The 21,763-nt window shown below is 52.6% G+C and carries 18 protein-coding genes and 6 tRNA genes; 1 reads left to right on the top strand and 23 read right to left on the bottom strand.

Going from position 1 to position 21,763, the window contains the following annotated elements; genetic code table 11:
* Window positions 1–8 precede the first annotated feature (8 nt).
* The 12 genes from oadA to recA all read right to left on the bottom strand — a co-directional run bounded on the left by oadA (window position 9) and on the right by recA (window position 8,456).
* Window positions 9–1,826: a sodium-extruding oxaloacetate decarboxylase subunit alpha gene (gene oadA, locus L2731_RS10880; protein WP_249253098.1), complete on the bottom strand. Its 1,818-nt coding sequence runs from the start codon at window positions 1,824–1,826 to the stop codon at window positions 9–11.
* A 19-nt stretch (window positions 1,827–1,845) separates the two neighbouring features.
* Window positions 1,846–2,094, bottom strand: coding sequence for an OadG family protein (locus tag L2731_RS10875; protein ID WP_041510490.1), 249 nt, complete (start codon window positions 2,092–2,094; stop codon window positions 1,846–1,848).
* A gap of 501 nt (window positions 2,095–2,595) precedes the next feature.
* Window positions 2,596–2,687: transfer RNA gene (locus tag L2731_RS10870), tRNA-Ser, on the bottom strand.
* Window positions 2,688–2,695: 8 nt separating this feature from the next.
* A tRNA-Arg gene (locus L2731_RS10865) sits at window positions 2,696–2,772 on the bottom strand.
* A 52-nt stretch (window positions 2,773–2,824) separates the two neighbouring features.
* Window positions 2,825–2,901: transfer RNA gene (locus tag L2731_RS10860), tRNA-Arg, on the bottom strand.
* 25 nt (window positions 2,902–2,926) lie between these two features.
* Window positions 2,927–3,003 (bottom strand) — tRNA-Arg (locus L2731_RS10855).
* 39 nt (window positions 3,004–3,042) lie between these two features.
* Window positions 3,043–3,119: transfer RNA gene (locus tag L2731_RS10850), tRNA-Arg, on the bottom strand.
* Between the two features lie 21 nt (window positions 3,120–3,140).
* A tRNA-Ser gene (locus tag L2731_RS10845) sits at window positions 3,141–3,232 on the bottom strand.
* Window positions 3,233–3,445: 213 nt separating this feature from the next.
* Window positions 3,446–3,643, bottom strand: coding sequence for a carbon storage regulator CsrA (gene csrA, locus L2731_RS10840; RefSeq protein WP_011865020.1), 198 nt, complete (start codon window positions 3,641–3,643; stop codon window positions 3,446–3,448).
* 306 nt (window positions 3,644–3,949) lie between these two features.
* Window positions 3,950–6,574, bottom strand: a complete 2,625-nt coding sequence (gene alaS / locus L2731_RS10835) for an alanine--tRNA ligase (RefSeq protein WP_249253096.1) — start codon at window positions 6,572–6,574, stop codon at window positions 3,950–3,952.
* Between the two features lie 304 nt (window positions 6,575–6,878).
* Entirely contained in the window at window positions 6,879–7,331 is a 453-nt protein-coding gene (gene recX, locus L2731_RS10830) for a recombination regulator RecX (protein WP_249253094.1), read from the bottom strand.
* Between the two features lie 63 nt (window positions 7,332–7,394).
* A complete protein-coding gene (gene recA, locus L2731_RS10825; RefSeq protein WP_041510488.1) occupies window positions 7,395–8,456 on the bottom strand; it encodes a recombinase RecA in 1,062 nt (353 codons plus the stop codon).
* A 330-nt stretch (window positions 8,457–8,786) separates the two neighbouring features.
* Here recA and mutS point away from each other — a divergent pair, with 330 nt between their 5' ends.
* Entirely contained in the window at window positions 8,787–11,354 is a 2,568-nt protein-coding gene (gene mutS, locus L2731_RS10820; protein ID WP_249253092.1) for a DNA mismatch repair protein MutS, read from the top strand.
* Between the two features lie 273 nt (window positions 11,355–11,627).
* Here mutS and rpoS read toward each other — a convergent pair whose 3' ends face one another.
* The 11 genes from rpoS to mazG form a co-directional block, all read right to left on the bottom strand.
* Window positions 11,628–12,602, bottom strand: coding sequence for an RNA polymerase sigma factor RpoS (gene rpoS / locus L2731_RS10815; protein WP_041510486.1), 975 nt, complete (start codon window positions 12,600–12,602; stop codon window positions 11,628–11,630).
* 77 nt (window positions 12,603–12,679) lie between these two features.
* Window positions 12,680–13,624 carry a peptidoglycan DD-metalloendopeptidase family protein gene (locus L2731_RS10810; protein WP_415837029.1) on the bottom strand — a complete coding sequence of 315 codons (945 nt, stop codon included), beginning with the start codon at window positions 13,622–13,624 and terminating at the stop codon, window positions 12,680–12,682.
* A 49-nt stretch (window positions 13,625–13,673) separates the two neighbouring features.
* Window positions 13,674–14,309, bottom strand: coding sequence for a protein-L-isoaspartate(D-aspartate) O-methyltransferase (locus L2731_RS10805; protein WP_239851030.1), 636 nt, complete (start codon window positions 14,307–14,309; stop codon window positions 13,674–13,676).
* Window positions 14,306–15,055: a 5'/3'-nucleotidase SurE gene (gene surE / locus L2731_RS10800; RefSeq protein ID WP_249253091.1), complete on the bottom strand. Its 750-nt coding sequence runs from the start codon at window positions 15,053–15,055 to the stop codon at window positions 14,306–14,308. Before surE ends, L2731_RS10805 begins: the two co-directional genes overlap by 4 nt.
* Window positions 15,048–16,115: a tRNA pseudouridine(13) synthase TruD gene (gene truD, locus L2731_RS10795; protein WP_249253090.1), complete on the bottom strand. Its 1,068-nt coding sequence runs from the start codon at window positions 16,113–16,115 to the stop codon at window positions 15,048–15,050. The genes surE and truD overlap by 8 nt, the downstream gene beginning before the upstream one ends.
* 9 nt (window positions 16,116–16,124) lie before the next feature.
* Window positions 16,125–16,610 (bottom strand): 2-C-methyl-D-erythritol 2,4-cyclodiphosphate synthase, encoded by a 486-nt coding sequence (gene ispF / locus L2731_RS10790; RefSeq protein WP_249253089.1) that lies wholly within the window; start codon window positions 16,608–16,610, stop codon window positions 16,125–16,127.
* Window positions 16,611–17,342 carry a 2-C-methyl-D-erythritol 4-phosphate cytidylyltransferase gene (gene ispD, locus L2731_RS10785; RefSeq protein WP_239849958.1) on the bottom strand — a complete coding sequence of 244 codons (732 nt, stop codon included), beginning with the start codon at window positions 17,340–17,342 and terminating at the stop codon, window positions 16,611–16,613.
* A gap of 41 nt (window positions 17,343–17,383) precedes the next feature.
* Window positions 17,384–17,686 (bottom strand): cell division protein FtsB, encoded by a 303-nt coding sequence (gene ftsB / locus L2731_RS10780; RefSeq protein WP_041510481.1) that lies wholly within the window; start codon window positions 17,684–17,686, stop codon window positions 17,384–17,386.
* A gap of 99 nt (window positions 17,687–17,785) precedes the next feature.
* A complete protein-coding gene (eno, locus tag L2731_RS10775) occupies window positions 17,786–19,081 on the bottom strand; it encodes a phosphopyruvate hydratase (protein ID WP_041510480.1) in 1,296 nt (431 codons plus the stop codon).
* 131 nt (window positions 19,082–19,212) lie between these two features.
* Entirely contained in the window at window positions 19,213–20,850 is a 1,638-nt protein-coding gene (pyrG, locus tag L2731_RS10770) for a CTP synthase (protein ID WP_041510479.1), read from the bottom strand.
* A gap of 110 nt (window positions 20,851–20,960) precedes the next feature.
* A complete protein-coding gene (mazG, locus tag L2731_RS10765) occupies window positions 20,961–21,758 on the bottom strand; it encodes a nucleoside triphosphate pyrophosphohydrolase (RefSeq protein WP_249253088.1) in 798 nt (265 codons plus the stop codon).
* Window positions 21,759–21,763 lie beyond the last annotated feature (5 nt).

Genomic DNA, 21,763 nt, shown 5'->3' with positions numbered 1-21,763 from the left:
CTCAGCTCCTATGCTATGGCAAGCAATTGATTGCCAACGGCAACAGAGTCACCTTCCTTGACCCACACCTTGGCGACCACGCCATCGGATTCGGCGCGGATCTCCGTTTCCATCTTCATCGCCTCTAGGATGATCACCACATCCCCCGCCTTAACGGCGTCACCTGGCTGTACATTGACCTTGAAGATGTTACCCGACAAAGGCGCATTCATGGGCGCCCCGTCGCCGACCGCTGGAGCTGCGGGTTCTGGCGCCGCGAAAGGCACCACGTTCTCACTCGGCACTATCTGACTGATGTCGCCGCCGGGAGAGACCTCTACCACGAAGCTCTGGCCCTGAACATTGACCGTATAGGTTTCCTTACCTTGTGGCTGGCGCGTAGCGACCGGCTCGCTAGACGATGCGGCTTGAGTTGTGGCTTGAGCTGCGGCCTGAGGTGCTTCGGGTTTAGGCTCGAAAGCATCAGGATTATCACGATTCTTAAGGAACTTAAGGCCAATCTGTGGGAAGAGCGCGTAGGTCAATACGTCATCGTCCACCTCTATAGCCAAACTTATCTTGTCGCTGGCGGCCTTGTCATTGAGCTCGGCTCTCAAACTGTCTAGCTCATTGGGCAGCAAGTCGGCCGGGCGACAACAGATCGCCTCGCCACCGGCCAGCACACGAGCCTGCAGCTCACTGTTAACCGGGGCAGGCGTGGCGCCATATTCACCCTTAAGCACCCCTTCGGTCTCCTTGGTGAGCGATTTATAACGCTCGCCGGTGAGCACATTGATCACCGCCTGGGTGCCAACGATCTGCGAGGTAGGCGTGACCAACGGAATAAAACCAAGATCTTCACGCACCTTAGGGATCTCTTCGAGCACCAGGTCCAACTTATCGGCGGCGCCCTGCTCCCTCAGTTGATTCTCCATGTTGGTAAGCATGCCACCGGGTACCTGGGCGCGTAGAATGCGCGAATCGATCCCCTTGAGTTCTCCTTCGAAGGCGGCGTATTTCTTACGCACCTCCCTGAAATAGGCGGCGATCTGCTCCAGCAGCGCCATGTCATAGCCTGTGGCCCTGTCTGTGCCTTCTACCATGGCCACCAGGGTCTCGGTAGCGCTATGGCCGTAGGTTTGACTCATGGAAGAGATGGCGGTATCGAGCACGTCGATGCCAGCCTCTATCGCTTTTTGGTAGGTTGCCGTGCTCAAGCCTGTGGTGGCATGACACTGCATGGAGACAATCAGGTTTGTCTGCGCCTTGAGCTGGCTGATGAGATCGAAAGCATCGAAAGGCTTTAGCAGGCCGGCCATATCCTTGATACAGAGCGAGTGACAGCCCATATCTTCCAGACGCTTAGCCATGTCCACCCAAGTCTCTAAGGTATGTACCGGACTCGTGGTGTAGGAGATGGTGCCCTGAGCATGACCACCCACCTCGACCACAGACTTAACGGCCGTCTCCAGATTACGCACATCATTCATGGCATCGAAGATACGGAACACATCGACGCCGTTGTCATGTGCGCGTTCGACAAACCTATGCACCAGGTCGTCGCCATAGTGACGATAGCCTAAGAGATTCTGTCCCCTGAGTAACATCTGCTGCGGCGTATTGGGCATCGCCTTCTTGAGCTCACGGATCCGCTCCCAGGGATCCTCCCCCAAATAACGGATACAGGCGTCGAAGGTGGCACCGCCCCAGGATTCCAGCGACCAGAAGCCCACTTTGTCCAGTAAGGGGGCAATAGGAAGCATATCGTCGATACGAAGACGCGTGGCAAGAATCGATTGATGGGCGTCGCGTAACACGACGTCGGTTAATGCAAGTGGCTTGCTCATAAAAACTCCCTACTTCTATTTATGCTTTGGCGCGATATTGATGTACGGCGGCGGTGATCACGGCGACCATCTTAGGGTCGACGCCTGGAAAACGTGGCGCTTGCGGCTCACTCGCCTCAGCGAGTGGTGCAAGACTGGGCTTAGGCGCACACCTCCAGGCCACCAGATTAACGACCCCAATGAGTATAGTTAGGAAGATAAACACCAACCCCATTCCCAGCACCATGATCGTCAGTGCTTCCATTATCTGTTGAGCCATTGATTCCATACTATCCTCTCAGGTTAATCGAGCACATCAGACTAACGGCCTAGCCGCACGACATGCTATTTATTCAGGTAACACGCTTAAAAATCGACCGATGACATGACAGGTGTCGTCGATTAGGGCGCAAAGGGATCGCCTTTAGCCAGGAAACCTTAACCAATCTATAACAAAAAGGCGAGTACGTTGTAAATTGGTCTTACCAAAATAAGACTAATTGATAAGGGGCATTCGGTTATTTCACAATAAATAGCAGTTATTTTTGACGATCACATAATATTTTAGCCGCCAAATGCAGAATTTGATTAAAAAGCCCTAACCCGCTTGAAAATTGAATTCACGAATACGAACGAGAACCTGCGAGAAATGCAAAATTATGCAATCTATACAGGTTATCGGCTGTGCATGAGGAGGTCTGGCTTAACCATGGGCCAGATGGGGTAAGCTTTGAGAGATACAGAAAACAGGCATAAAAAAACCCGCAACTTAGGTTGCGGGTTTTAATAATGGCGGAGAAGGAGGGATTCGAACCCTCGATGGGAGATAAAGCCCATACTCCCTTAGCAGGGGAGCGCCTTCGGCCACTCGGCCACCTCTCCGTCTAAAATGGTACGCGTGAGAGGATTCGAACCTCTGACCGCCTGGTTCGTAGCCAGGTACTCTATCCAGCTGAGCTACACGCGCAAATTCTAGGCTTTCAAACAAAACGACGGCCAAAACCGTCGATTTTAAAATATGGTACGCGTGAGAGGATTCGAACCTCTGACCGCCTGGTTCGTAGCCAGGTACTCTATCCAGCTGAGCTACACGCGCACAGAAATTTAAGTAAGTTAAGAGATGGTACGCGTGAGAGGATTCGAACCTCTGACCGCCTGGTTCGTAGCCAGGTACTCTATCCAGCTGAGCTACACGCGCATCTTATATCTATAAACCTACTTTATACTGAAAAACAAATGGTACGCGTGAGAGGATTCGAACCTCTGACCGCCTGGTTCGTAGCCAGGTACTCTATCCAGCTGAGCTACACGCGCCCTGTTTTGTCAGTTAAGAAATGGCGGAGAAGGAGGGATTCGAACCCTCGATGGGAGATAAAGCCCATACTCCCTTAGCAGGGGAGCGCCTTCGGCCACTCGGCCACCTCTCCGTTTTCTTGGCGCACATATTACTGTTTGAAGAAAATAAGTCAAACCATTTCTCCTAAACAAATGCTGTTTGAGCTGTTTTTAAGCAGTTATCCCTATTTCCCCTAAGGGCCTGTATGCTATGTCGCCGTTATGGTTAAAAAGCTGGCAGCTAAAAACAAAAAAGCCAGCAAACTTGCTGACTCTTATCGTGTAACGCCGGTTATATCTATCGCTTAAAAATTGCCGCCTTCCGAAGAGCTACCTGACTTTTCAGACTGAATACGCTGATAAATCTCTTCACGATGAACTGAAACTTCTTTTGGTGCATTCACACCAATACGAACTTGATTACCCTTTACGCCTAAAACGGTGACAGTAACTTCATCACCAATCATCAGTGTTTCACCAACACGACGAGTCAATATCAGCATTTTTTGCTCCTTTAGTTCCTAATTCTGCTTATACGGCATTATTCCGTTATGACCTTATTATACGGTCAGCTTAGTACAAATTAATAGTGTTCTGATGAAAAACACCCTTTTATTGCATGTTAGTTCGTTTAAATGTGCCGCACATCGCTGATTTAGCCAAATCTTCATTAACAGATATCCAAGATATTAAGGGCGGTCAAGTAAACCAGCTTTATATTTAACACGTTAAACCGTACCTCGGCCTATGCTTCAATCAATATGGCACAAAAAAAGCGCTCAGGGAGCGCTTTTTTCTATTGAGGCAACTTAGGCCAAACGTTCAGACAGCCAAGGAATCACAGAATCCAATGCGCCCGCTAGTTTAGCAGGCTCGCTACCGCCGGCCTGAGCCATGTCTGGGCGTCCACCGCCCTTACCGCCCACCTGAGCAGCCACCATGGCAACAAGCTCACCGGCCTTGACCTTACCGGTCAAGTCTTTGGTCACACCGGCAATCAGGTTCACCTTGGCATCACCGGCAATCCCCAGCACTACGATGCCAGATTGCAGCTTCTGCTTGAGCTCGTCCTGTAGGCCACGTAGCGCGCCGGCTTCGACGCCTTCTAGCTGCTTAACCAGCACCTTAACGCCAGCAAGCTCCTGAGCCTCACCTGCTAGGTCGGCACTGGTCGCCGCCGCCAGCTTGTCTTTAAGCTGAGACAGCTCCTTCTCAAGTTGCTTAGTCTTATCCAGCTGCGCCTTAAGCTTGGCCACAACAGAGGCACTATCGCCCTTGAGCAAGGAAGCCGCTTGTTCGAGCTGAGCCTGTTGCTCACCGACATAAGCGATCGCCGCCGCCCCTGTGACCGCCTCGATACGACGGATACCGGCGGCGATGCCACCTTCAGATGTGATCTTAAACAGGCCGATATCACCCGTGCGACCCACGTGAGTACCACCACACAGCTCGATAGAGAAGTCACCCATGGTCACCACACGAACCTGTGAGTCATATTTCTCACCAAACAAGGCCATAGCGCCTTTCTCTTTCGCCTGGTCGATATCCATCACCTCGGCCTTCAGCTCGTGGTTACGACGGATCTGAGTGTTAACAAGATCTTCGACCTGCTTAAGCTCTTCACGCTTAACCGCTTCGAAGTGAGAGAAGTCGAAACGTAGACGCTCAGGCTCTACCAAAGAGCCCTTCTGGCTCACGTGAATACCCAGTACCTGACGTAGCGCGGCGTGCAGCAGGTGAGTCACAGAGTGGTTGAGTTCGGTGCGATGTCTAAGCTTCTTGTCCACTGCAGCGTTAAGGGTTTGACCCATGGCGATGCCACCAGTCTTAACCTGACCGATATGGCCCATTGCCTGACCATATTTCTGGGTGTCTTTCACCTGGAACTCGACGCCTTCGGCGCTCAATAGGCCCTTGTCGCCACACTGACCACCAGACTCGCCATAGAATGGCGTACTGTCGAGCACCACGACACCTTGGTCGCCTTCGGCTAGGGCATCGACCGCCTGACCATCGACATAGAGACCAATCACCTTAGCTTCACCGTTAAGGTCGCTATAACCGCAGAACTCGGTCTCGGCATCTATCTTCAGGCTTTCGTTGTAATCTGTATCAAACTGTCCCGCCGCCTGGGCGCGACTACGCTGCTCGGCCATGGCCGCTTCGAAGCCAGCTTCATCGACAGTGATATCGCGCTCACGGCATACATCTGCGGTGAGATCCACAGGGAAACCATAGGTATCGTAAAGCTTAAAGGCTGTCTCGCCATCAAGTTCCTTACCTTCTAGCTGGCTCAGGGCATTGTCGAGAATACCAAGACCACGTTCAAGCGTACGGGCAAACTGCTCCTCTTCCGCCTTAAGTGCCTTTTCGACGATCGCCTGGGTCGCCACCAGCTCTTTGGCTGCGTCGCCCATGACTTCGATGAGTGTCGGTACCAGCTTATAGAAGAAGGCTTCGTTGGCACCCAGCTTGTTACCATGACGCACGGCGCGGCGAATGATACGGCGTAGTACGTAACCACGGCCCTCGTTTGATGGCATTACGCCATCAGCAACCAGGAAGGCGCAAGAACGGATGTGGTCGGCGACGACGCGCAGCGACTTGTTCTCCAGATCGGTAACGCCCAATATTTCGGCGGTCTTCTTGATCAGTGACTGGAAGATGTCGATCTCATAGTTTGAGTGCACGCCCTGCATGATAGCCGCGATACGCTCTATGCCCATACCGGTATCGACCGAAGGCTTAGGTAGCGGATCCATGGTGCCGTCGGCCTGACGGTTGTACTGCATGAATACTATGTTCCAGATCTCGATGAAGCGATCACCATCTTCTTCAGGCGTGCCGGGACGGCCACCCCAGATATGCTCGCCGTGATCGTAGAAGATCTCGGTACAAGGACCACAAGGACCGGTATCGCCCATCTGCCAGAAGTTGTCAGAGGCATATGCAGCCCCCTTGTTATCGCCGATGCGAATGATGTTCTCGGCCGCTACGCCAATCTCTTTGTTCCAGATCTCGAAGGCTTCATCGTCTGTCTCATAGACGGTGACACACAGACGCTCTTTTGGCAGCTTGAGTTCTTCGGTCAGGAAGGTCCAGGCAAAACGAATCGCATCTTGCTTGAAATAATCACCGAAGCTGAAGTTACCCAGCATCTCGAAGAAGGTATGGTGACGCGCAGTGTAACCGACATTATCTAGGTCGTTATGCTTACCGCCGGCGCGCACACAGCGCTGGGCCGTGGTGGCTCGAGTGTAGTCACGCTTGTCTTCCCCAAGGAAAACATCTTTAAACTGGTTCATCCCTGCATTGGTAAATAGCAAGGTGGGATCATTGCCAGGTACCAGTGAACTGCTGTCCACAACCTGGTGACCGTTTCTGCGGAAAAACTCCAAGAAAGCACTTCTCAGCGCTGCAGTGGTTTGATACATGAAATCATCCTGAATTTGATTATTTTAGCGATGAAAGCAAAAGGTTCACCGACGATGCTCAGTTAGCCCAGCATTATAAGCAGTCTATGGGGGAACAACCAGAGGTTTAGCCGAGGATCCCCAAAGAAACCGTAAAAAGCCTCAGTTTCCATTGGGTCTGCTAGCTAAAGAGCGAGGATGATTTTCAGGCTATGACTTAATTCAGGTCTGGGTCATAGTCTGGGGCACAGTGTGAGTCATTGCCTGATTCATAGCCTGCGCCTGAGCCATAGCCATTGCTTGGATAGTCGTCAGGAATTTAGTCTTAATCTAAGTCGGGGTCGACCTCTAAGGCATAGGCGACCTGATCGAAGCCAAAACCTTGTGAGAGAAGATAACGCACTCGCCTGGCGCGGTCTTTCTGATCTTGAATAGGGCCGCTAGCGGCATACTTCTTGGCGGCTTTCTGTCTCGCCAGCTCGAACCAGTCACAATCGCTCTGATTGAGGGTCGACTCGATAACCTCTTTAGTCAGTCCCTTCTGCGACATGGATTGACGAATCTTATTATGACCATGACCTTTAGCGATATGAGAACGCAACAAGAGTCCGGCAAACCTGGCGTCATCGAGATAGCCCTGGCGCTCACATTCGCCAAGCACCGCTTCTATCTCGCCGTCGAGAAAGCCTTTCTGATTCAGCTTACTCTTTATCTGATAGCGGGAATAATCGCGGCGGGCCAGCAGGCCCACCGCAACTTGCATCGCCGACATTATCATGAAAAAACCAAGGTCATTGCAAAGCCTGAGTCATCAAAAACCGATTAGCTGAAACGGGCCAGCTTAAAATACTTCACCGGTTTCCAGATCGACATTCTCATCGCCAGTGGCCGACTCGGCAACCACTTGACCAGCCCCCAGCAGCATGGCGCGCAGCGCCTGGTCGATTTCGGCAGCAATCTCTGGGTTCTCTACCAGGTACTTACCGGCATTAGCGCGGCCCTGGCCAATCTTGTCGCCCTTGTAGCTGTACCAGGCACCCGACTTTTCGATCAGCTTGTGCATCACACCAAGGTCCACCAGCTCACCTGTGCGGTTAATACCTTCACCATAGAGGATCTGGAACTCTGCCTGCTTAAACGGTGCGGCAATCTTGTTCTTCACCACCTTAACGCGGGTCTCGTTACCGATAACCTCTTCACGGTCCTTGATAGCGCCCGTACGACGAATATCCAAACGAACGGAGGCGTAGAACTTAAGCGCGTTACCACCAGTTGTGGTCTCAGGGTTACCGAACATGACACCAATCTTCATACGGATCTGGTTGATGAAGATCAGCAAGGTGTTAGATTGCTTCAGGTTACCTGCCAATTTACGCATCGCCTGACTCATCATACGCGCGGCTAGACCCATGTGAGAATCACCGATCTCGCCTTCGATTTCCGCCTTAGGCGTCAGGGCAGCTACCGAGTCGACGATGATCACATCCACAGCGCCAGAACGCGTCAGTGCGTCACAGATCTCAAGGGCCTGCTCGCCAGTATCGGGTTGAGAACACAGCAGGTTATCGATATCCACACCCAGCTTTTGCGCATAGATAGGGTCCAGCGCGTGCTCGGCGTCGATGAAGGCACAAACCTTACCTTCGCGCTGAGCCGCCGCAATCACTTCCAGGGTCAGGGTCGTCTTACCCGAAGATTCAGGACCATAGATCTCAACGATACGACCCAGTGGCAGACCACCGGCACCCAATGCAACGTCCAGCGACAGAGAACCCGTTGAGATAGTCTCAACATCCATAGAGCGGTTTTCACCTAGCTTCATGATAGAGCCTTTACCAAACTGCTTCTCAATCTGGCCAAGAACCGCGCTCAGGGCTTTCTCTTTATTCGCATCAATCTTCATTCTGCTTTCCTCTCAATCACAGACGCTGCGCTGTGGGGTATCCGTTAAGTTAAAGCCCGCAGACGGTTTCTGCATCGCTTTAGGCTGTCTCAATATGAAACCTAGTATACTGTACAATCATACAGTATCAAGTACTGTATGCGATTATTTTTGCCTAAGCTCCGACAAAGCCAGCTAAATGCCCCAAGGCGCATTAGCACTAAATTTATCCAAACAGGCAGGATAAATGCGCAACCGCCATCAATTTATTGTTAGTATTGAGGCCATTCATTCTGTGCTAGCCGCGGGGCTATGACAGACATTTTTGTAGCAGGATACCTTGGTTAATTCATGAACGCCGTCGATACTCAACATCTTGAAAAGCACACCCCCATGATGCGTCAATATCTGACGCTGAAAGCCGAAACACCCGATATGTTGCTTTTTTATCGTATGGGAGATTTTTACGAGCTCTTCTACGACGATGCTAAGCGCGCATCTGAGCTGTTAGGGATCTCCTTAACGGCCCGGGGCAAGAGTGGCGGTGACCCTATCCCCATGGCGGGCATCCCCTACCATGCGGTAGAAGGCTATCTGGCTAAGCTGGTGCAACTTAGGGTATCTGTGGCTATCTGCGAGCAGATAGGTGACCCCGCCACCACTAAGGGACCGGTGGAGCGAAAAATCGTGCGCATCGTCACCCCTGGCACGCTGACCGATGAAGCCCTGTTGCAGGAGAGGCAAGACAACCTGCTTGCCGCCGTCTATCACGGTAAGATTGGCTTTGGTTACGCGACCCTGGATGTCTCATCCGGGCGCTTCGTGGTTACAGAGCTGGCCAGCAAAGAAGCACTGGAAGCCGAGCTACAACGCACCAATCCGGCGGAGCTGCTCTACAGCGAAGATTTCAGCGAGCCGGCACTGATCGCCTCGCTCTCGGGTAAGCGTCGCCGTCCCGAATGGGAGTTCGACTATGACACCAGCTACAAGCTGCTGCTGGAACAGTTCGGCACCAAAGACCTCTATGGCTTTGGCCTGGGCGAAGTCAGGTTATCGCTGCAGGCGGCTGGCTGCCTTATCCAGTATGTAAAAGATACCCAGCGCACCGCCCTGCCCCATATCAACGCCATCACACGTTTCAATCAGTGCGACAGCATAGTGCTGGACGCGGCCACCCGAAAGAATCTGGAGCTGACCCGCAACCTGCAGGGGGGCAGCGACAACACCCTGGCCTCGGTACTGGATAACACGGCAACTCCTATGGGTAGCCGCATGTTACAGCGCTGGATCCACGAACCACTGCGCAACCACAACATCATTCGTGCCCGTCACGATGCTATCGACGAGCTACTGGACAATGGTTATCACGAGAGTCTGCACGAGCAGCTAAAAGCCCTGGGCGACATAGAGCGTATCACGGCGCGTCTGGCCATTCGCAGTGCTCGCCCCCGTGACTTTGCCCGCCTGCGTCAGGCACTAGCCCTATTGCCAGAAATACAGCAACAGCTAGCCGATTGTCACAGCGCACATCTACGTACCCTGTCGCAATCTATCGGCGAGTTTCCCGAAGAGCATGCCCTCCTAAGCCGCGCCATCGTCGACAACCCGCCTATGCTGATCCGCGACGGTGGAGTGATTAAAGAGGGCTATCATGCAGAGCTGGATGAGTGGCGCAAACTCAGCCAGGGCGCAACCGACTACCTTGCCGAACTCGAGGCACGCGAGAAGGCTGCCACCGGCGCCTCAACCCTGAAGGTTGGCTATAACAGGGTGCACGGCTATTACATCGAGGTGAGTCGCCGCGAGTCAGATCTGGTCCCCATGAGCTATCAGCGCAGACAGACCCTGAAGAACACAGAGCGTTATATCGTCGCCGAGCTCAAGGAACATGAGGAGAAGGTGCTTTCCAGTCAGGGCAAGGCTCTGGCACTGGAGAAACAGCTATGGGAAGAGCTGTTCGATCTGCTAATGCCCCGCCTGCACGAGCTACAGGCCTTCGCCCGCGCCGCCGCCGAGCTTGACGTGATCACCAACTTTGCCGAGCGCGCCGAGCAGCTGGACTATCACAGGCCAGAACTCACGGCTCAGAGCGGCATAAATATCGAGGCGGGAAGGCACCCCGTGGTCGAGCGCGTCAGTCAGACGCCATTTATCGCCAACCCTGTCAGCCTCAACCCGGCGAGGCGCATGCTGATCGTTACCGGTCCTAACATGGGCGGTAAGTCAACCTATATGCGTCAGGTCGCACTGATCACTTTGATGGCCCATATCGGTAGCTTCGTGCCGGCGCAGAAGGCCGCCATCGGCCCAGTGGATCGCATCTTTACCCGTATTGGCGCCGCGGACGATCTCGCCTCCGGCCGGTCGACCTTCATGGTTGAGATGACGGAAACTGCCAACATACTGCATAACGCCACGCCGGAGAGTCTGGTGCTGATGGACGAGATTGGCCGGGGCACCTCGACCTATGACGGCTTATCACTCGCCTGGTCGGCCGCCGAACATCTGGCGCAGAACTTAAAGTCTATGACCCTGTTTGCTACCCACTATTTCGAGCTGACCCAGCTGCCCGAGCAGATGGAAAATGTGGCTAACGTGCACCTTGACGCCATAGAGCATGACGACACCATCGCCTTCATGCATGCGGTGCAGGAAGGAGCGGCGAGTAAGAGTTATGGCCTACAGGTGGCGGCCCTAGCCGGGGTACCGGCCAAAGTGGTACAGGCCGCCAAGCACAAGCTGCATCATCTTGAGAGCCGTGACAGAGAGGAGGGCCTGCCCGAACTCAGACAGGCTCAGCTGAGTCTCGCCATGCCAGAATCCTCAAAGGCCCTAGACAGATTAGACACCATAGATCCCGACAGCCTTACCCCGAGACAGGCGCTGGATCTGCTCTATGAGCTCAAACAGCTACGTTGATTAAATACAGGCAGGTTAATTAAATACAGCTAGGTTAATCAAGTCTAGACAGCAAAAAGCGCACCTCTTAGAGATGCGCTTTTTTTAATTCTGGGGTCGGCTCTTCATGAAAAAGGTTTACACCTTAGGGCGCTTACCACAACTTTTCTCAACAAGACGCTAGCACTGCTCATCGACCTTCTAGCCAACATACGGCCAGTTCAACCAGGCGACAAATTCAAAACGGCAATAAGTACATTAAATCAGCCCTTAAGCCTACACCCCGATACACACTTATACTCTGAAGATAGCTTCTACCGATAGTCCTTGTGCACTGAGCAGATCTCTTAACCGTTTCAGGGCTTCCACCTGGATCTGGCGTACTCTCTCACGAGTGAGACCTATCTCCTTACCGACATTTTCAAGAGTCGATGGCTCATAGCCTAGCAAACCGAAACGACGGGCAAGCACTTCTCTCTGCTTGCTGTTCAGCTCGTCTAGCCAGCGTACGACAGACTTAGACATATCATCGTCTTGTACCTTGTAATCTGGGCCCACGCAATCATCGTCGGCTAACACGTCCAGCAATGCCTTGTCGTTGTCGCCACCCAGCGGTGTATCGACAGAGGTGATACGCTCATTGAGCTTAAGCATCTTACTCACATCGCTACTGGGCAAGTCTAACTGCTCGGCGATCTCCTCGGCGGTAGGCTCATGATCTAGCTTGTGCGCGAGTTCCCTAGCGGTACGAAGGTAAACGTTGAGCTCCTTCACCACATGAATAGGTAGGCGAATGGTACGGGTTTGATTCATGATCGCACGTTCTATGGTCTGGCGGATCCACCAGGTAGCATAGGTAGAGAATCGAAAACCGCGTTCCGGATCGAACTTTTCGACGGCACGGATCAAACCTAAATTACCTTCTTCAATCAGATCCAATAATGCTAAGCCACGATTGTTATAACGACGTGCAATTTTTACGACGAGTCTGAGATTACTCTCAATCATACGGTTGCGAGATTTTTCACAGCCTTTTAGGGCCTTACGTGAGAAATAAACCTCCTCTTCCGCACTCAATAGGGGGGAAAATCCAATTTCACTTAAATACAGCTGAGTGGCATCTAAGTTCTTTTGTAAGTCATCTTGTACTTGCTGTTCTAGTTCTGCTTCTTTCAAAACCTCCTTGCTGTTGGTCACTGATAGATCAGACTCATTCTTAGACAAGTCAACCAAGGGCTCCGCCACGGCGGTAGATTGTTTACGACCCATAATATACTCTCCCAAATTTTACATGCTAATTTACTGCACTTTACTGTCCTCCAATTGCCAAAATGGCGCCTATAAAATTATGATTTAGGCAAAAATTTAAGTGGGTCAACGGATTTGCCGTGATACCGTATCTCGAAATGCAGCATCACTCTGTTGGTACCCGTTTGTCCCATTTTCGCCACCGTTTGTCCCGCGGTAACGAACTGCTTCTCTTTTACTAAGATCTTATCGGCATGGGCATAAGCACTGAGATAGTCATCGCTATGCTTAATGATCACCAGATTACCGTATCCCCTTAGTGCATTTCCCGCATACACCACTCGCCCATCGGCGGCGGCCTGAATGCGATCGCCTCGGGATCCTGCGATCTTAATCCCTTTATTACCTTGCTCCTTGGTAGAGAATGTGCCGATCAACTTGCCTTTAACAGGCCAATGCCAGCGCTGAACCTTCTTGGGTAGGGTGCTACTGGGCTTGTGGATAACACCGTTAATATTTTGTTGACCAGTTGTTACAGCGTACGCAGATTTATCGCCCCGATCAAGCGATTTTTTCACCGGAGCCGTTTTACTGGTAGCCACCTGCTGACTAGATTTAACTGTTTGTTTAGGTTGACTTTTAACTGTATTTTGCTGCGTTTTTTTACTCGATACCTGAGTGCTACGCTGGGTTTTGCTATTTGTAACAGCGTTTGTCGATTTTAGCTTTAAAACCTGTCCTGGATAGATGGTATAGGGCTTGCGAAGCCCGTTATATCGGGCAATTTCGACAAAATCTTTGTTGGCCGCCCAGGCGATCGAATAGAGGGTATCGCCACGCCTGACCTTATAGTGGTCGGAGGTGAGGCCGCCTCGTTTATAGGCTTTTTTCACCGGCGAGTTAACATTGACCACGGGAGCGGGAGAATGGGCCTGAAAACTACAGGCGTTCAGCAGACAGGTAAGCATCAAGACACATAGAATGCCGACAGGCTTTTGAACAAGCTTTTGCAAAAACCTACACCGACTCGGGGGGCTCAGCATGACAGCTCCCCTATTCCCTTAGCGCCAGCGAAAAACATGACAACCACCACTAGGCGAGTTCACCGTTAACCAGGGGGACAAACTTCACCATCTCGATAGTCTGCGAATGAAATTGGTCGCCTTGGCGCACCACGCGCATCAATTGTTGAACCTCGTCGCCGACGGGGATAACCAGCACGCCGCCATCGGCCAACTGCTGGAGCAGCGCCTGAGGCACACTGCTGGCCGCGGCCGTCACCATGATGGCGTCGAAGGGCCCCTTGTTCGCCCATCCCTTCCAGCCGTCACCATATTTAAAGGAGACGTTATGCAGATCGAGGCGCTTTAGACGTTGGCGCGCCTGGATCTGCAGGCTCTTGATGCGCTCGACAGTACAGAGCTCATCCACCAACTGCGCCAATATAGCCGCCTGATAACCAGAACCTGTGCCTATCTCCAATACGCGCTTGGGATGCGATTCCAGCAGCAGCTCCGTCATGCGCGCAACTATGTAGGGCTGAGAGATAGTTTGTCCCTGTCCTATGGGCAGAGCAGTATTTTCATAGGCCTTATGGCCCAGGGCCGCATCGAGAAACAGCTCTCTCGGCGTCTTCGCCACCACAGATAAAACATCAGCATTAACTATCCCCGCCCCCTGAAGGTGACGTGCCAGATTCAATGCCGCCGTTGTGGCTACCCCATTCATAATTGCTCTATCCATTGCTTTATCTTTGGTACTTGTTCAAATGCGGTCAGATCCACCGTCAATGGCGTCACCGACACATAGCCGTTGGCCGCGGCATGAAAGTCAGTGCCTTCGCTGGCATCTTGCTCTTCACCCGGCGGACCCAGCCAAAATATTTCGCGTCCGGCCGGATCTTGCATGCGTACCATGCCCTCGGCCCTGTGTCTGGCGCCGAGGCGGGTCACCTTTATGCCCTTGATCTCACTGAGCGGTAAGTCCGGCACATTCACATTTAAGATCTGATCCGAAGCGATAGGGCTATCGATCAAGCCAGCCACTATCTTACAGGCGTAATGGGCTGCGCTGTCATAATGCTTCAGTTCTCGGCCCACAAGCGAGATGGCAATCGCCGGCAAGCCCAGAAAGCGTCCTTCCATCGCCGCCGCGACGGTACCCGAATAGAGGGTGTCATCCCCCATATTCGCACCGGCATTGATGCCGGACACCACGATATCCGGCTCATGGGCATAAAATTCGCGAATGGCCAGATGTACACAATCGGTTGGCGTACCACTGACGGAAATATAACCATTGTCTAACTTATTAATTCTCAAAGGGTTAGTCAAGGTTAGTGAATTACTGGCACCGGAGCAGTTGCGATCCGGACCGACTGTCATCACGTCAAAGTGCTTCGCCAGGGCATTGGACAGGGCCGCGATACCCGGCGCCGTGATGCCATCATCATTGCTTACCAATATCTTAATCATGGGCTTCTTCACTCGCTGCGGCCTTTCTGGCCTGATATTCCCGCTCTTTGACATCTTGATAATTCACCAGTTCCCGCAGCACAGAGGTGGCAAAGCTACCGGCCGGTAGGGCGAACTTTATCACTATGACATCATCCTTAATCTCGTAACTCAGTTGCTGGGGCATAAGCAGCAGGGGGCGACGCTCCTGATTCAGACCTGCCTGCTCCAGGCCAGCAAGATCCTCAGGGTACTGATGGCAAACACTCTGCTCAAAGGCTAACGCCTCAGCTTCGCTCAATGCCTGACCTCTGCCCCACATGGGCGCCGAGAGTTGGATGTCCTTCTGTGACAGACGGGCCATCAGTTCCTCGTCCCAAGGATTAGCCACGAAATAGCTCTTGCTGCCGGCCAGCATCACACAGTCGCCCTCGAGCGTCTTCAGCTCATGCTGGCGCAGTCTCTCGCTCACCAGCTGATTAAAGAGATGAGAGCGCACCGCAGAGAGATAGATGCTGCGCTTATTTCTGTCTTTCACCTTCTTGCGTCCGCTGAGCATCAAACGACCAAAAGTGAGATTCTTACCATCGTGGCCGAAGCGTTGCTCGCCAAAGTAGTTTGGCACGCCGGTGGCTTTGATCAGCTCGATGCGCCGCACCAAAGCGTCCATGTCAGACACAGCCCTTAAGGTCAGGGTGAAGCGGTTACCCGCGAGGGCGCCGGTGCGCAGCTTCTTGCCGTGACGAGCACTGGAAAGCACGGTGAGCTGCTCGCTGTTGAGCGACTGCCAGTCGGGCATACTCTTGCCGGGAATACGCACCCCGAACCACTGCTCAGTGATGGCATGTCTATCTTTCTGGCCGGCAAAGGTCACCTCTTTAGGATGCACCCCTGCAAAACTTGAGAGCATGCGCGCCACATCGGCGGTATTTAACCCCTCTTTGCGAATGTGCAGCATGTGATGCTCCCCCTCTCCTGTCGGGAGGAATGGCAATAGCTCCTGCACGATAAAATCGCTATTAAAAGTTCTTAAGTCGGCGCTCGCCTCGGGCTGGCCATGCAAATAATGTAGTGGGGTCATAACTCTCTCTTATCTCAGGGAGGCGCACATCAGCACCACGGCTTCCACCGCTATCCCCTCTTTGCGCCCGGTAAAGCCAAGCTTCTCTGTGGTGGTAGCCTTTACATTGATCGCTTCAATATCACTGTCTAAGTCACTGCTTAAACACTCGCGTATCGCCTGAATATGGGGCAGCATCTTAGGTGCCTGGGCGATGATGGTGACATCCAGATTACCAAGCCTATAGCCCTTATCCAGCGCCAGCTGGTAGCAGTGACGTAGCAGCACGCGGCTGTCGGCCCCTTTAAATTCTGGGGCGGTATCGGGAAAATGTTTGCCGATATCCCCTAGGGCCATGGCGCCAAGAATGGCATCTGAGATGGCATGCAGCACCACGTCACCGTCCGAGTGCGCGACCAGGCCGGTATCATAGGGGACTTCCACCCCGCCGAGGATAAGCGGTAACTCGCCGCCGAATTTATGCACATCGAAACCGTGGCCGATACGTATATTCATCTACTTTTCACCTGTGTTCGAAATTAAGTCACTCGCAGCCGCCTGCAGAAACAGCGCCGCCAGTTGCAGATCGTCTGGATGGGTCACCTTGATGTTGTCGAAGCGTCCACTCACCAATAGCGGCCGACCTCCGGCCCACTCCATCGCCGAGGCCTCATCGGTAATGGCAACATCCGCGGCCAGGGCATCATTAAGATTGTGCTTAAGACTCTGAACCGGGAACAGCTGGGGTGTCAGCGCATGCCAGAGATTCTCCCGGCAGACGGTCTCTTGAATAGCTCCCCCTTCACCCGAGCGCTTCATGGTGTCGCGCACCGGCATCGCCAGTATGGCGCCCTGCTCAGCACCCACATCTGTCTCGCAGGCGACGATCAGCTTGTCGATATCCAAGGCGCTCAGGCAGGGGCGCGCGGCATCATGTACCAGCGCCCAGGCATCACTCGGTGCCGCCTTGAGAGCGCTCAGCACAGAATCGGCGCGCTCTTTACCGCCGATAACTGTCATCAGCTTAGGATGGGCCGCCTGGACCAGCTTGGCGAAATAGTTATCTTCAGGGTTCAGGGCAATAATCACCTGGGTGATGCGCGGATGTGCCAATAGCACATCTAAGGTGTGCGCCAGGATAGGTTGATGATTTAACATCAGATATTGCTTTGGGATCTCGGCGCCCATTCGCGCGCCTATGCCGGCGGCGGGCACGATAGCAACCAGCTCTTGTATGCGACTAATCATAGGTGTTAACTCGTGTCACTTTTAGGCGAAACCGTTTGAGGTTAGTGCTCGCCGATCTCGGCTTTACGCTGAGGCTCACCCACTACCCGAAAGAAGGTCTCTCCCTGTTTCACCATCCCCAGTTCGTTGCGGGCGCGTTCTTCAAGCGCCTCGGTACCGCGTCTAAGGTCGAGAATCTCTTCTTTGAGTACCTGATTTCGTTCGATGAGTTTGGCGTTACTCTCGCGCTGCAACTTGATCTGTTCCTGCAGCTGAAAAGATTCGGGAAGGCTATTTTGTCCCCACCAGAGTCGATACTGGAGCAGACCAAGCAGCATAAACATGGCGATAAGAAGTCGCTTCATCCTTAATGGGCTTTATCTCTGTTAAAAGGCTGAACTGATATTACAACAAAAAAGGCCACCAAGTGGTGGCCTTTTACCAAATTAACCGTAAAAACTCGGTTATGCTTGACCTTTGATCTCGCTACGGCCCTTGTAAGGAGCCTTTTCACCTAACTGCTCTTCGATACGTAGCAGTTGGTTGTACTTAGCAACACGGTCACTACGACACAGAGAGCCGGTCTTGATTTGGCCAGCCGCAGTCGCTACCGCCAGATCCGCGATGGTCGCATCTTCGGTTTCGCCGCTGCGGTGAGAGATAACCACAGTGTAACCAGCATCTTTCGCCATGCGAATTGCCGCCAGCGTCTCAGTCAAAGAACCTATCTGGTTGAACTTGATCAGGATTGAGTTAGCGATCTTGTTTTCAATACCGCGGCTTAGGATCTTAGTGTTGGTTACGAACAGATCGTCACCCACCAGCTGAATCTTATCGCCCAGGATTTGAGTCTGGTAAGCCCAGCCATCCCAATCTGATTCGTCCAAGCCATCTTCGATAGACACGATTGGGTACTCTTCGGTCAGAGACTTCAGGAAGTCAGAGAAACCGTTTGAGTCAAATACCTTGCCTTCGCCAGACAGGTCATATTGACCGTCTTTGTAGAACTCAGAGGCTGCACAGTCAAGGGCCAGTGTCACGTCTTCACCCAGCTTGTAACCGGCTTTTTCTACCGCAACCTTGATAACAGCTAGTGCATCGGCGTTAGAGGCCAGGTTTGGCGCGAAACCACCTTCATCACCCACAGCCGTGTTAAGGCCTTGCTCTTGCAGTACCTTCTTCAGGTTGTGGAAGATCTCGGCGCCCATACGCAGCGCTTCACGGAAGCTCTTAGCACCAACAGGCTGAACCATGAACTCTTGGATATCAACGTTGTTATCGGCGTGCTCACCACCGTTAAGGATGTTCATCATAGGTACAGGCATAGAGTACTGGCCTGGAGTACCGTTTAGCTCGGCGATGTGCGCGTATAGTGGCATGCCTTTGAAGGCAGCAGCGGCTTTCGCAGCAGCCAGAGACACGGCCAGGATAGCGTTCGCGCCTAGCTTGTCTTTGTTTTCAGTGCCATCTAGGTCGATCATGATCTGATCCAGCTCGGCTTGCGCCGTCGCATCTTTACCCAGTAGGGCATCACGGATCTGACCATTGATGTTAGCCACAGCAGTCAGTACGCCTTTACCCATATAACGGCTCTTGTCACCATCACGCAGCTCTAATGCTTCGCGGCTACCGGTAGAAGCACCCGATGGTGCAGCTGCCATGCCTACGAAACCGCCATCTAGATGCACTTCCGCTTCAACCGTTGGGTTACCGCGTGAATCCATGATCTCGCGACCAATGACATTGATAATTTTAGCCATAATTTCCTCGACTCTAAGTTTAAGATTTAAGTTTAAAAGTTAATGCAAAACTAAAATTCTTATCGCTAAATTTACATCATCTGAAACAAAAAAGCCGCCTCCGAGACTCGGAAGCGGCTCTTGTATAAAGATTAGCCTAAATCGCGTTTCTGGTACGCAACGGCTGCAGCAACGAAACCTTGGAACAATGGCTGACCATCGCGAGGTGTTGATGTAAATTCAGGGTGGAACTGACCCGCCACGAACCATGGGTGGTTAGGTAGTTCAATCATTTCAACCAGCTGACGATCTGTCGACAGACCGCTGAATACCAAGCCGGCTTTCTCTAAACGTTCTCTGTATGTGTTATTCACTTCGTAACGATGACGGTGACGCTCTACACAGGTCAGTCCCTTGTAGGCTTCTGCCGCCTTAGTACCTTCGACCAGATGACACAGCTGCGCGCCTAGACGCATGGTGCCACCGAGATCTGATTCTTCATGACGTTGCTCGATATTACCTTTTTCGTCAATCCATTCTGTGATCAAGCCCACAACTGGGTGCGGCGTGTCTTTGTTGAACTCGGTTGAATGCGCATTTTCTAAACCAGCCACGTGACGAGCGAACTCGATCAGCGCCACTTGCATACCCAGACAGATACCGAAATACGGCAGGTTATTCTCACGGGCATACTGGGCCGCCATGATCTTACCTTCTACGCCGCGCTCACCAAAACCACCCGGTACCAGGATACCGTCGAGACCTTCCAGCACTTCAGTGCCCTTGGCTTCGATGTTTTGTGAATCGATATACTTGATGTTGACCGATACGCGGTTAAACAGACCCGCATGTTTCAGCGCTTCGTTCACCGACTTATAGGCATCTGGCAGTTCAGTGTACTTGCCCACCATACCGATAGTGATTTCACCGGTTGGGTTAGCTTCTTGATAGATCACATTTTCCCACTCAGACAGATCGGCTTCTTTACACTCTAGGCCGAAACGCTTGGTGACCAGGTCGTCCAGACCTTGCGCCTTCAACAGAGCCGGGATCTTATAGATGCTATCGACATCTTTCAGTGAAATAACCGCACGCTCTTCGACGTTACAGAATAGCGAGATCTTCGCCTTCTCATTAGATGGGATCGCACGGTCACCACGGCAAACCAATACGTCTGGCGCGATACCGATTGAGCGAAGCTCTTTCACCGAGTGCTGGGTAGGTTTAGTCTTCACTTCGCCCGCCGCACCCAGGAAAGGCACCAGGGTCAAATGCATAAATAAGGTACGGTCACGGCCGAGTTCTACGCCTAACTGACGAATAGACTCAAGGAAAGGCAATGACTCGATATCACCAACGGTACCGCCGATCTCTACGATCGCCACGTCGTGCCCTTCTCCGCCCTCAAGCACTTTCTCTTTAATCGCATTGGTGATGTGTGGGATCACCTGAATGGTAGCCCCTAAGTAGTCGCCACGACGCTCTTTGCGCAGCACTTCCTCGTAGATACGACCCGTGGTGAAGTTGTTACGACGGTTCATCTTGGTACGAATGAAACGCTCGTAGTGACCCAGGTCTAGGTCAGTTTCAGCACCATCTTCGGTGACGAATACTTCACCGTGCTGGGTTGGGCTCATGGTACCCGGATCCAAGTTAATATAAGGATCCAGCTTCATAATGGTTACGTTAAGGCCCCGAGCCTCTAAAATTGCCGCCAATGATGCTGCTGCAATGCCTTTACCTAGTGATGAAACCACGCCACCAGTAACGAAGATATACCTTGTAGTCATGCTGAACCTGAGAAAATGAGTTGGAAATATGTGCTTGTAAGAAAGCACTAGGACGGGGCGTTATTATATCAAAGCCCTTTGGATTCGACAAATAGGTAACAGCAACTATTTTAGCCTTTTAAGGGATCATTTCGCTTGACTTGCTCCCAATAGGCATCCAGTTCCTCAAGGGTATGCGCCTGCATGGGTTTGTCCGCCTGGGCTGCCAGGGCCTCCACACCACGAAAGCGATGTTCAAACTTGTTGGTCGCCCGGCGCAGCGCCTGCTCAGGGTCCAGCTTAAGATGCCTGGCCAGATTCACCACGGCAAACAACAGATCACCCAGCTCATCCTCCATCTTGTCGCTATTCTGGGCGGCGACCTCCACCATCACCTCATCGATCTCCTCATGGATCTTGGCCACCACAGGCCCTAAGTCGTTCCAGTCGAAGCCCACAGTTGCCACCCGGCGCTGTACCTTGGCCGCGCGGGTCAGGGCTGGCAGTGCCCTTGGAATATCATCCAGCACCGAATGCAGCGAGCGCCCGGCGCGCTCCTTGGCCTTGATGCTCTCCCAGGTCTCGCGCACCGACTCGCTTGAGGCCTGACTCATCTCGCCAAATACGTGGGGATGACGCTCGGTGAGCTTAGTGCAGATCTTCTCCACCACCTGCTCAAAATCGAACCTGCCCTGCTCTTTACCCAACTGACAATAGAAGATCACCTGAAACAGCAGATCGCCGAGTTCCCCGGGTAGCTCATCTAGGGCGCCGCGCTCTATGGTGTCGGCCACTTCGAAGGCTTCTTCCAGCGTGAAGGGTACTATGGTCTGATAGCTCTGGGCCTTGTCCCAGGGGCAACCCGTCTGTGGGTCTCTGAGCCGCTCCATTATGGTCAGCAGTCTCTGGATGTCTGATTTGCTCTGCATCGTTT

The organism is Shewanella aquimarina (assembly GCF_023349185.1).
GTDB classification, from domain to species: Bacteria; Pseudomonadota; Gammaproteobacteria; order Enterobacterales; family Shewanellaceae; genus Shewanella; species Shewanella aquimarina.
This window is presented reverse-complemented; position numbering and strand designations above follow the sequence as displayed.

Bases quoted from the DNA above. Each gene is read 5' to 3' on its own strand.
- oadA (WP_249253098.1), bottom strand. From the start codon at position 1,826: ATGAGCAAGCCACTTGCATTAACCGACGTCGTGTTACGCGACGCCCAT.
- L2731_RS10875 (WP_041510490.1), bottom strand. From the start codon at position 2,094: ATGGAATCAATGGCTCAACAGATAATGGAAGCACTGACGATCATGGTG.
- csrA (WP_011865020.1), bottom strand. From the start codon at position 3,643: ATGCTGATATTGACTCGTCGTGTTGGTGAAACACTGATGATTGGTGAT.
- alaS (WP_249253096.1), bottom strand. From the start codon at position 6,574: ATGTATCAAACCACTGCAGCGCTGAGAAGTGCTTTCTTGGAGTTTTTC.
- recX (WP_249253094.1), bottom strand. From the start codon at position 7,331: ATGATAATGTCGGCGATGCAAGTTGCGGTGGGCCTGCTGGCCCGCCGC.
- recA (WP_041510488.1), bottom strand. From the start codon at position 8,456: ATGAAGATTGATGCGAATAAAGAGAAAGCCCTGAGCGCGGTTCTTGGC.
- mutS (WP_249253092.1), top strand. From the start codon at position 8,787: ATGAACGCCGTCGATACTCAACATCTTGAAAAGCACACCCCCATGATG.
- rpoS (WP_041510486.1), bottom strand. From the start codon at position 12,602: ATGGGTCGTAAACAATCTACCGCCGTGGCGGAGCCCTTGGTTGACTTG.
- L2731_RS10810 (WP_415837029.1), bottom strand. From the start codon at position 13,624: ATGCTGAGCCCCCCGAGTCGGTGTAGGTTTTTGCAAAAGCTTGTTCAA.
- L2731_RS10805 (WP_239851030.1), bottom strand. From the start codon at position 14,309: ATGAATGGGGTAGCCACAACGGCGGCATTGAATCTGGCACGTCACCTT.
- surE (WP_249253091.1), bottom strand. From the start codon at position 15,055: ATGATTAAGATATTGGTAAGCAATGATGATGGCATCACGGCGCCGGGT.
- truD (WP_249253090.1), bottom strand. From the start codon at position 16,115: ATGACCCCACTACATTATTTGCATGGCCAGCCCGAGGCGAGCGCCGAC.
- ispF (WP_249253089.1), bottom strand. From the start codon at position 16,610: ATGAATATACGTATCGGCCACGGTTTCGATGTGCATAAATTCGGCGGC.
- ispD (WP_239849958.1), bottom strand. From the start codon at position 17,342: ATGATTAGTCGCATACAAGAGCTGGTTGCTATCGTGCCCGCCGCCGGC.
- ftsB (WP_041510481.1), bottom strand. From the start codon at position 17,686: ATGAAGCGACTTCTTATCGCCATGTTTATGCTGCTTGGTCTGCTCCAG.
- eno (WP_041510480.1), bottom strand. From the start codon at position 19,081: ATGGCTAAAATTATCAATGTCATTGGTCGCGAGATCATGGATTCACGC.
- pyrG (WP_041510479.1), bottom strand. From the start codon at position 20,850: ATGACTACAAGGTATATCTTCGTTACTGGTGGCGTGGTTTCATCACTA.
- mazG (WP_249253088.1), bottom strand. From the start codon at position 21,758: ATGCAGAGCAAATCAGACATCCAGAGACTGCTGACCATAATGGAGCGG.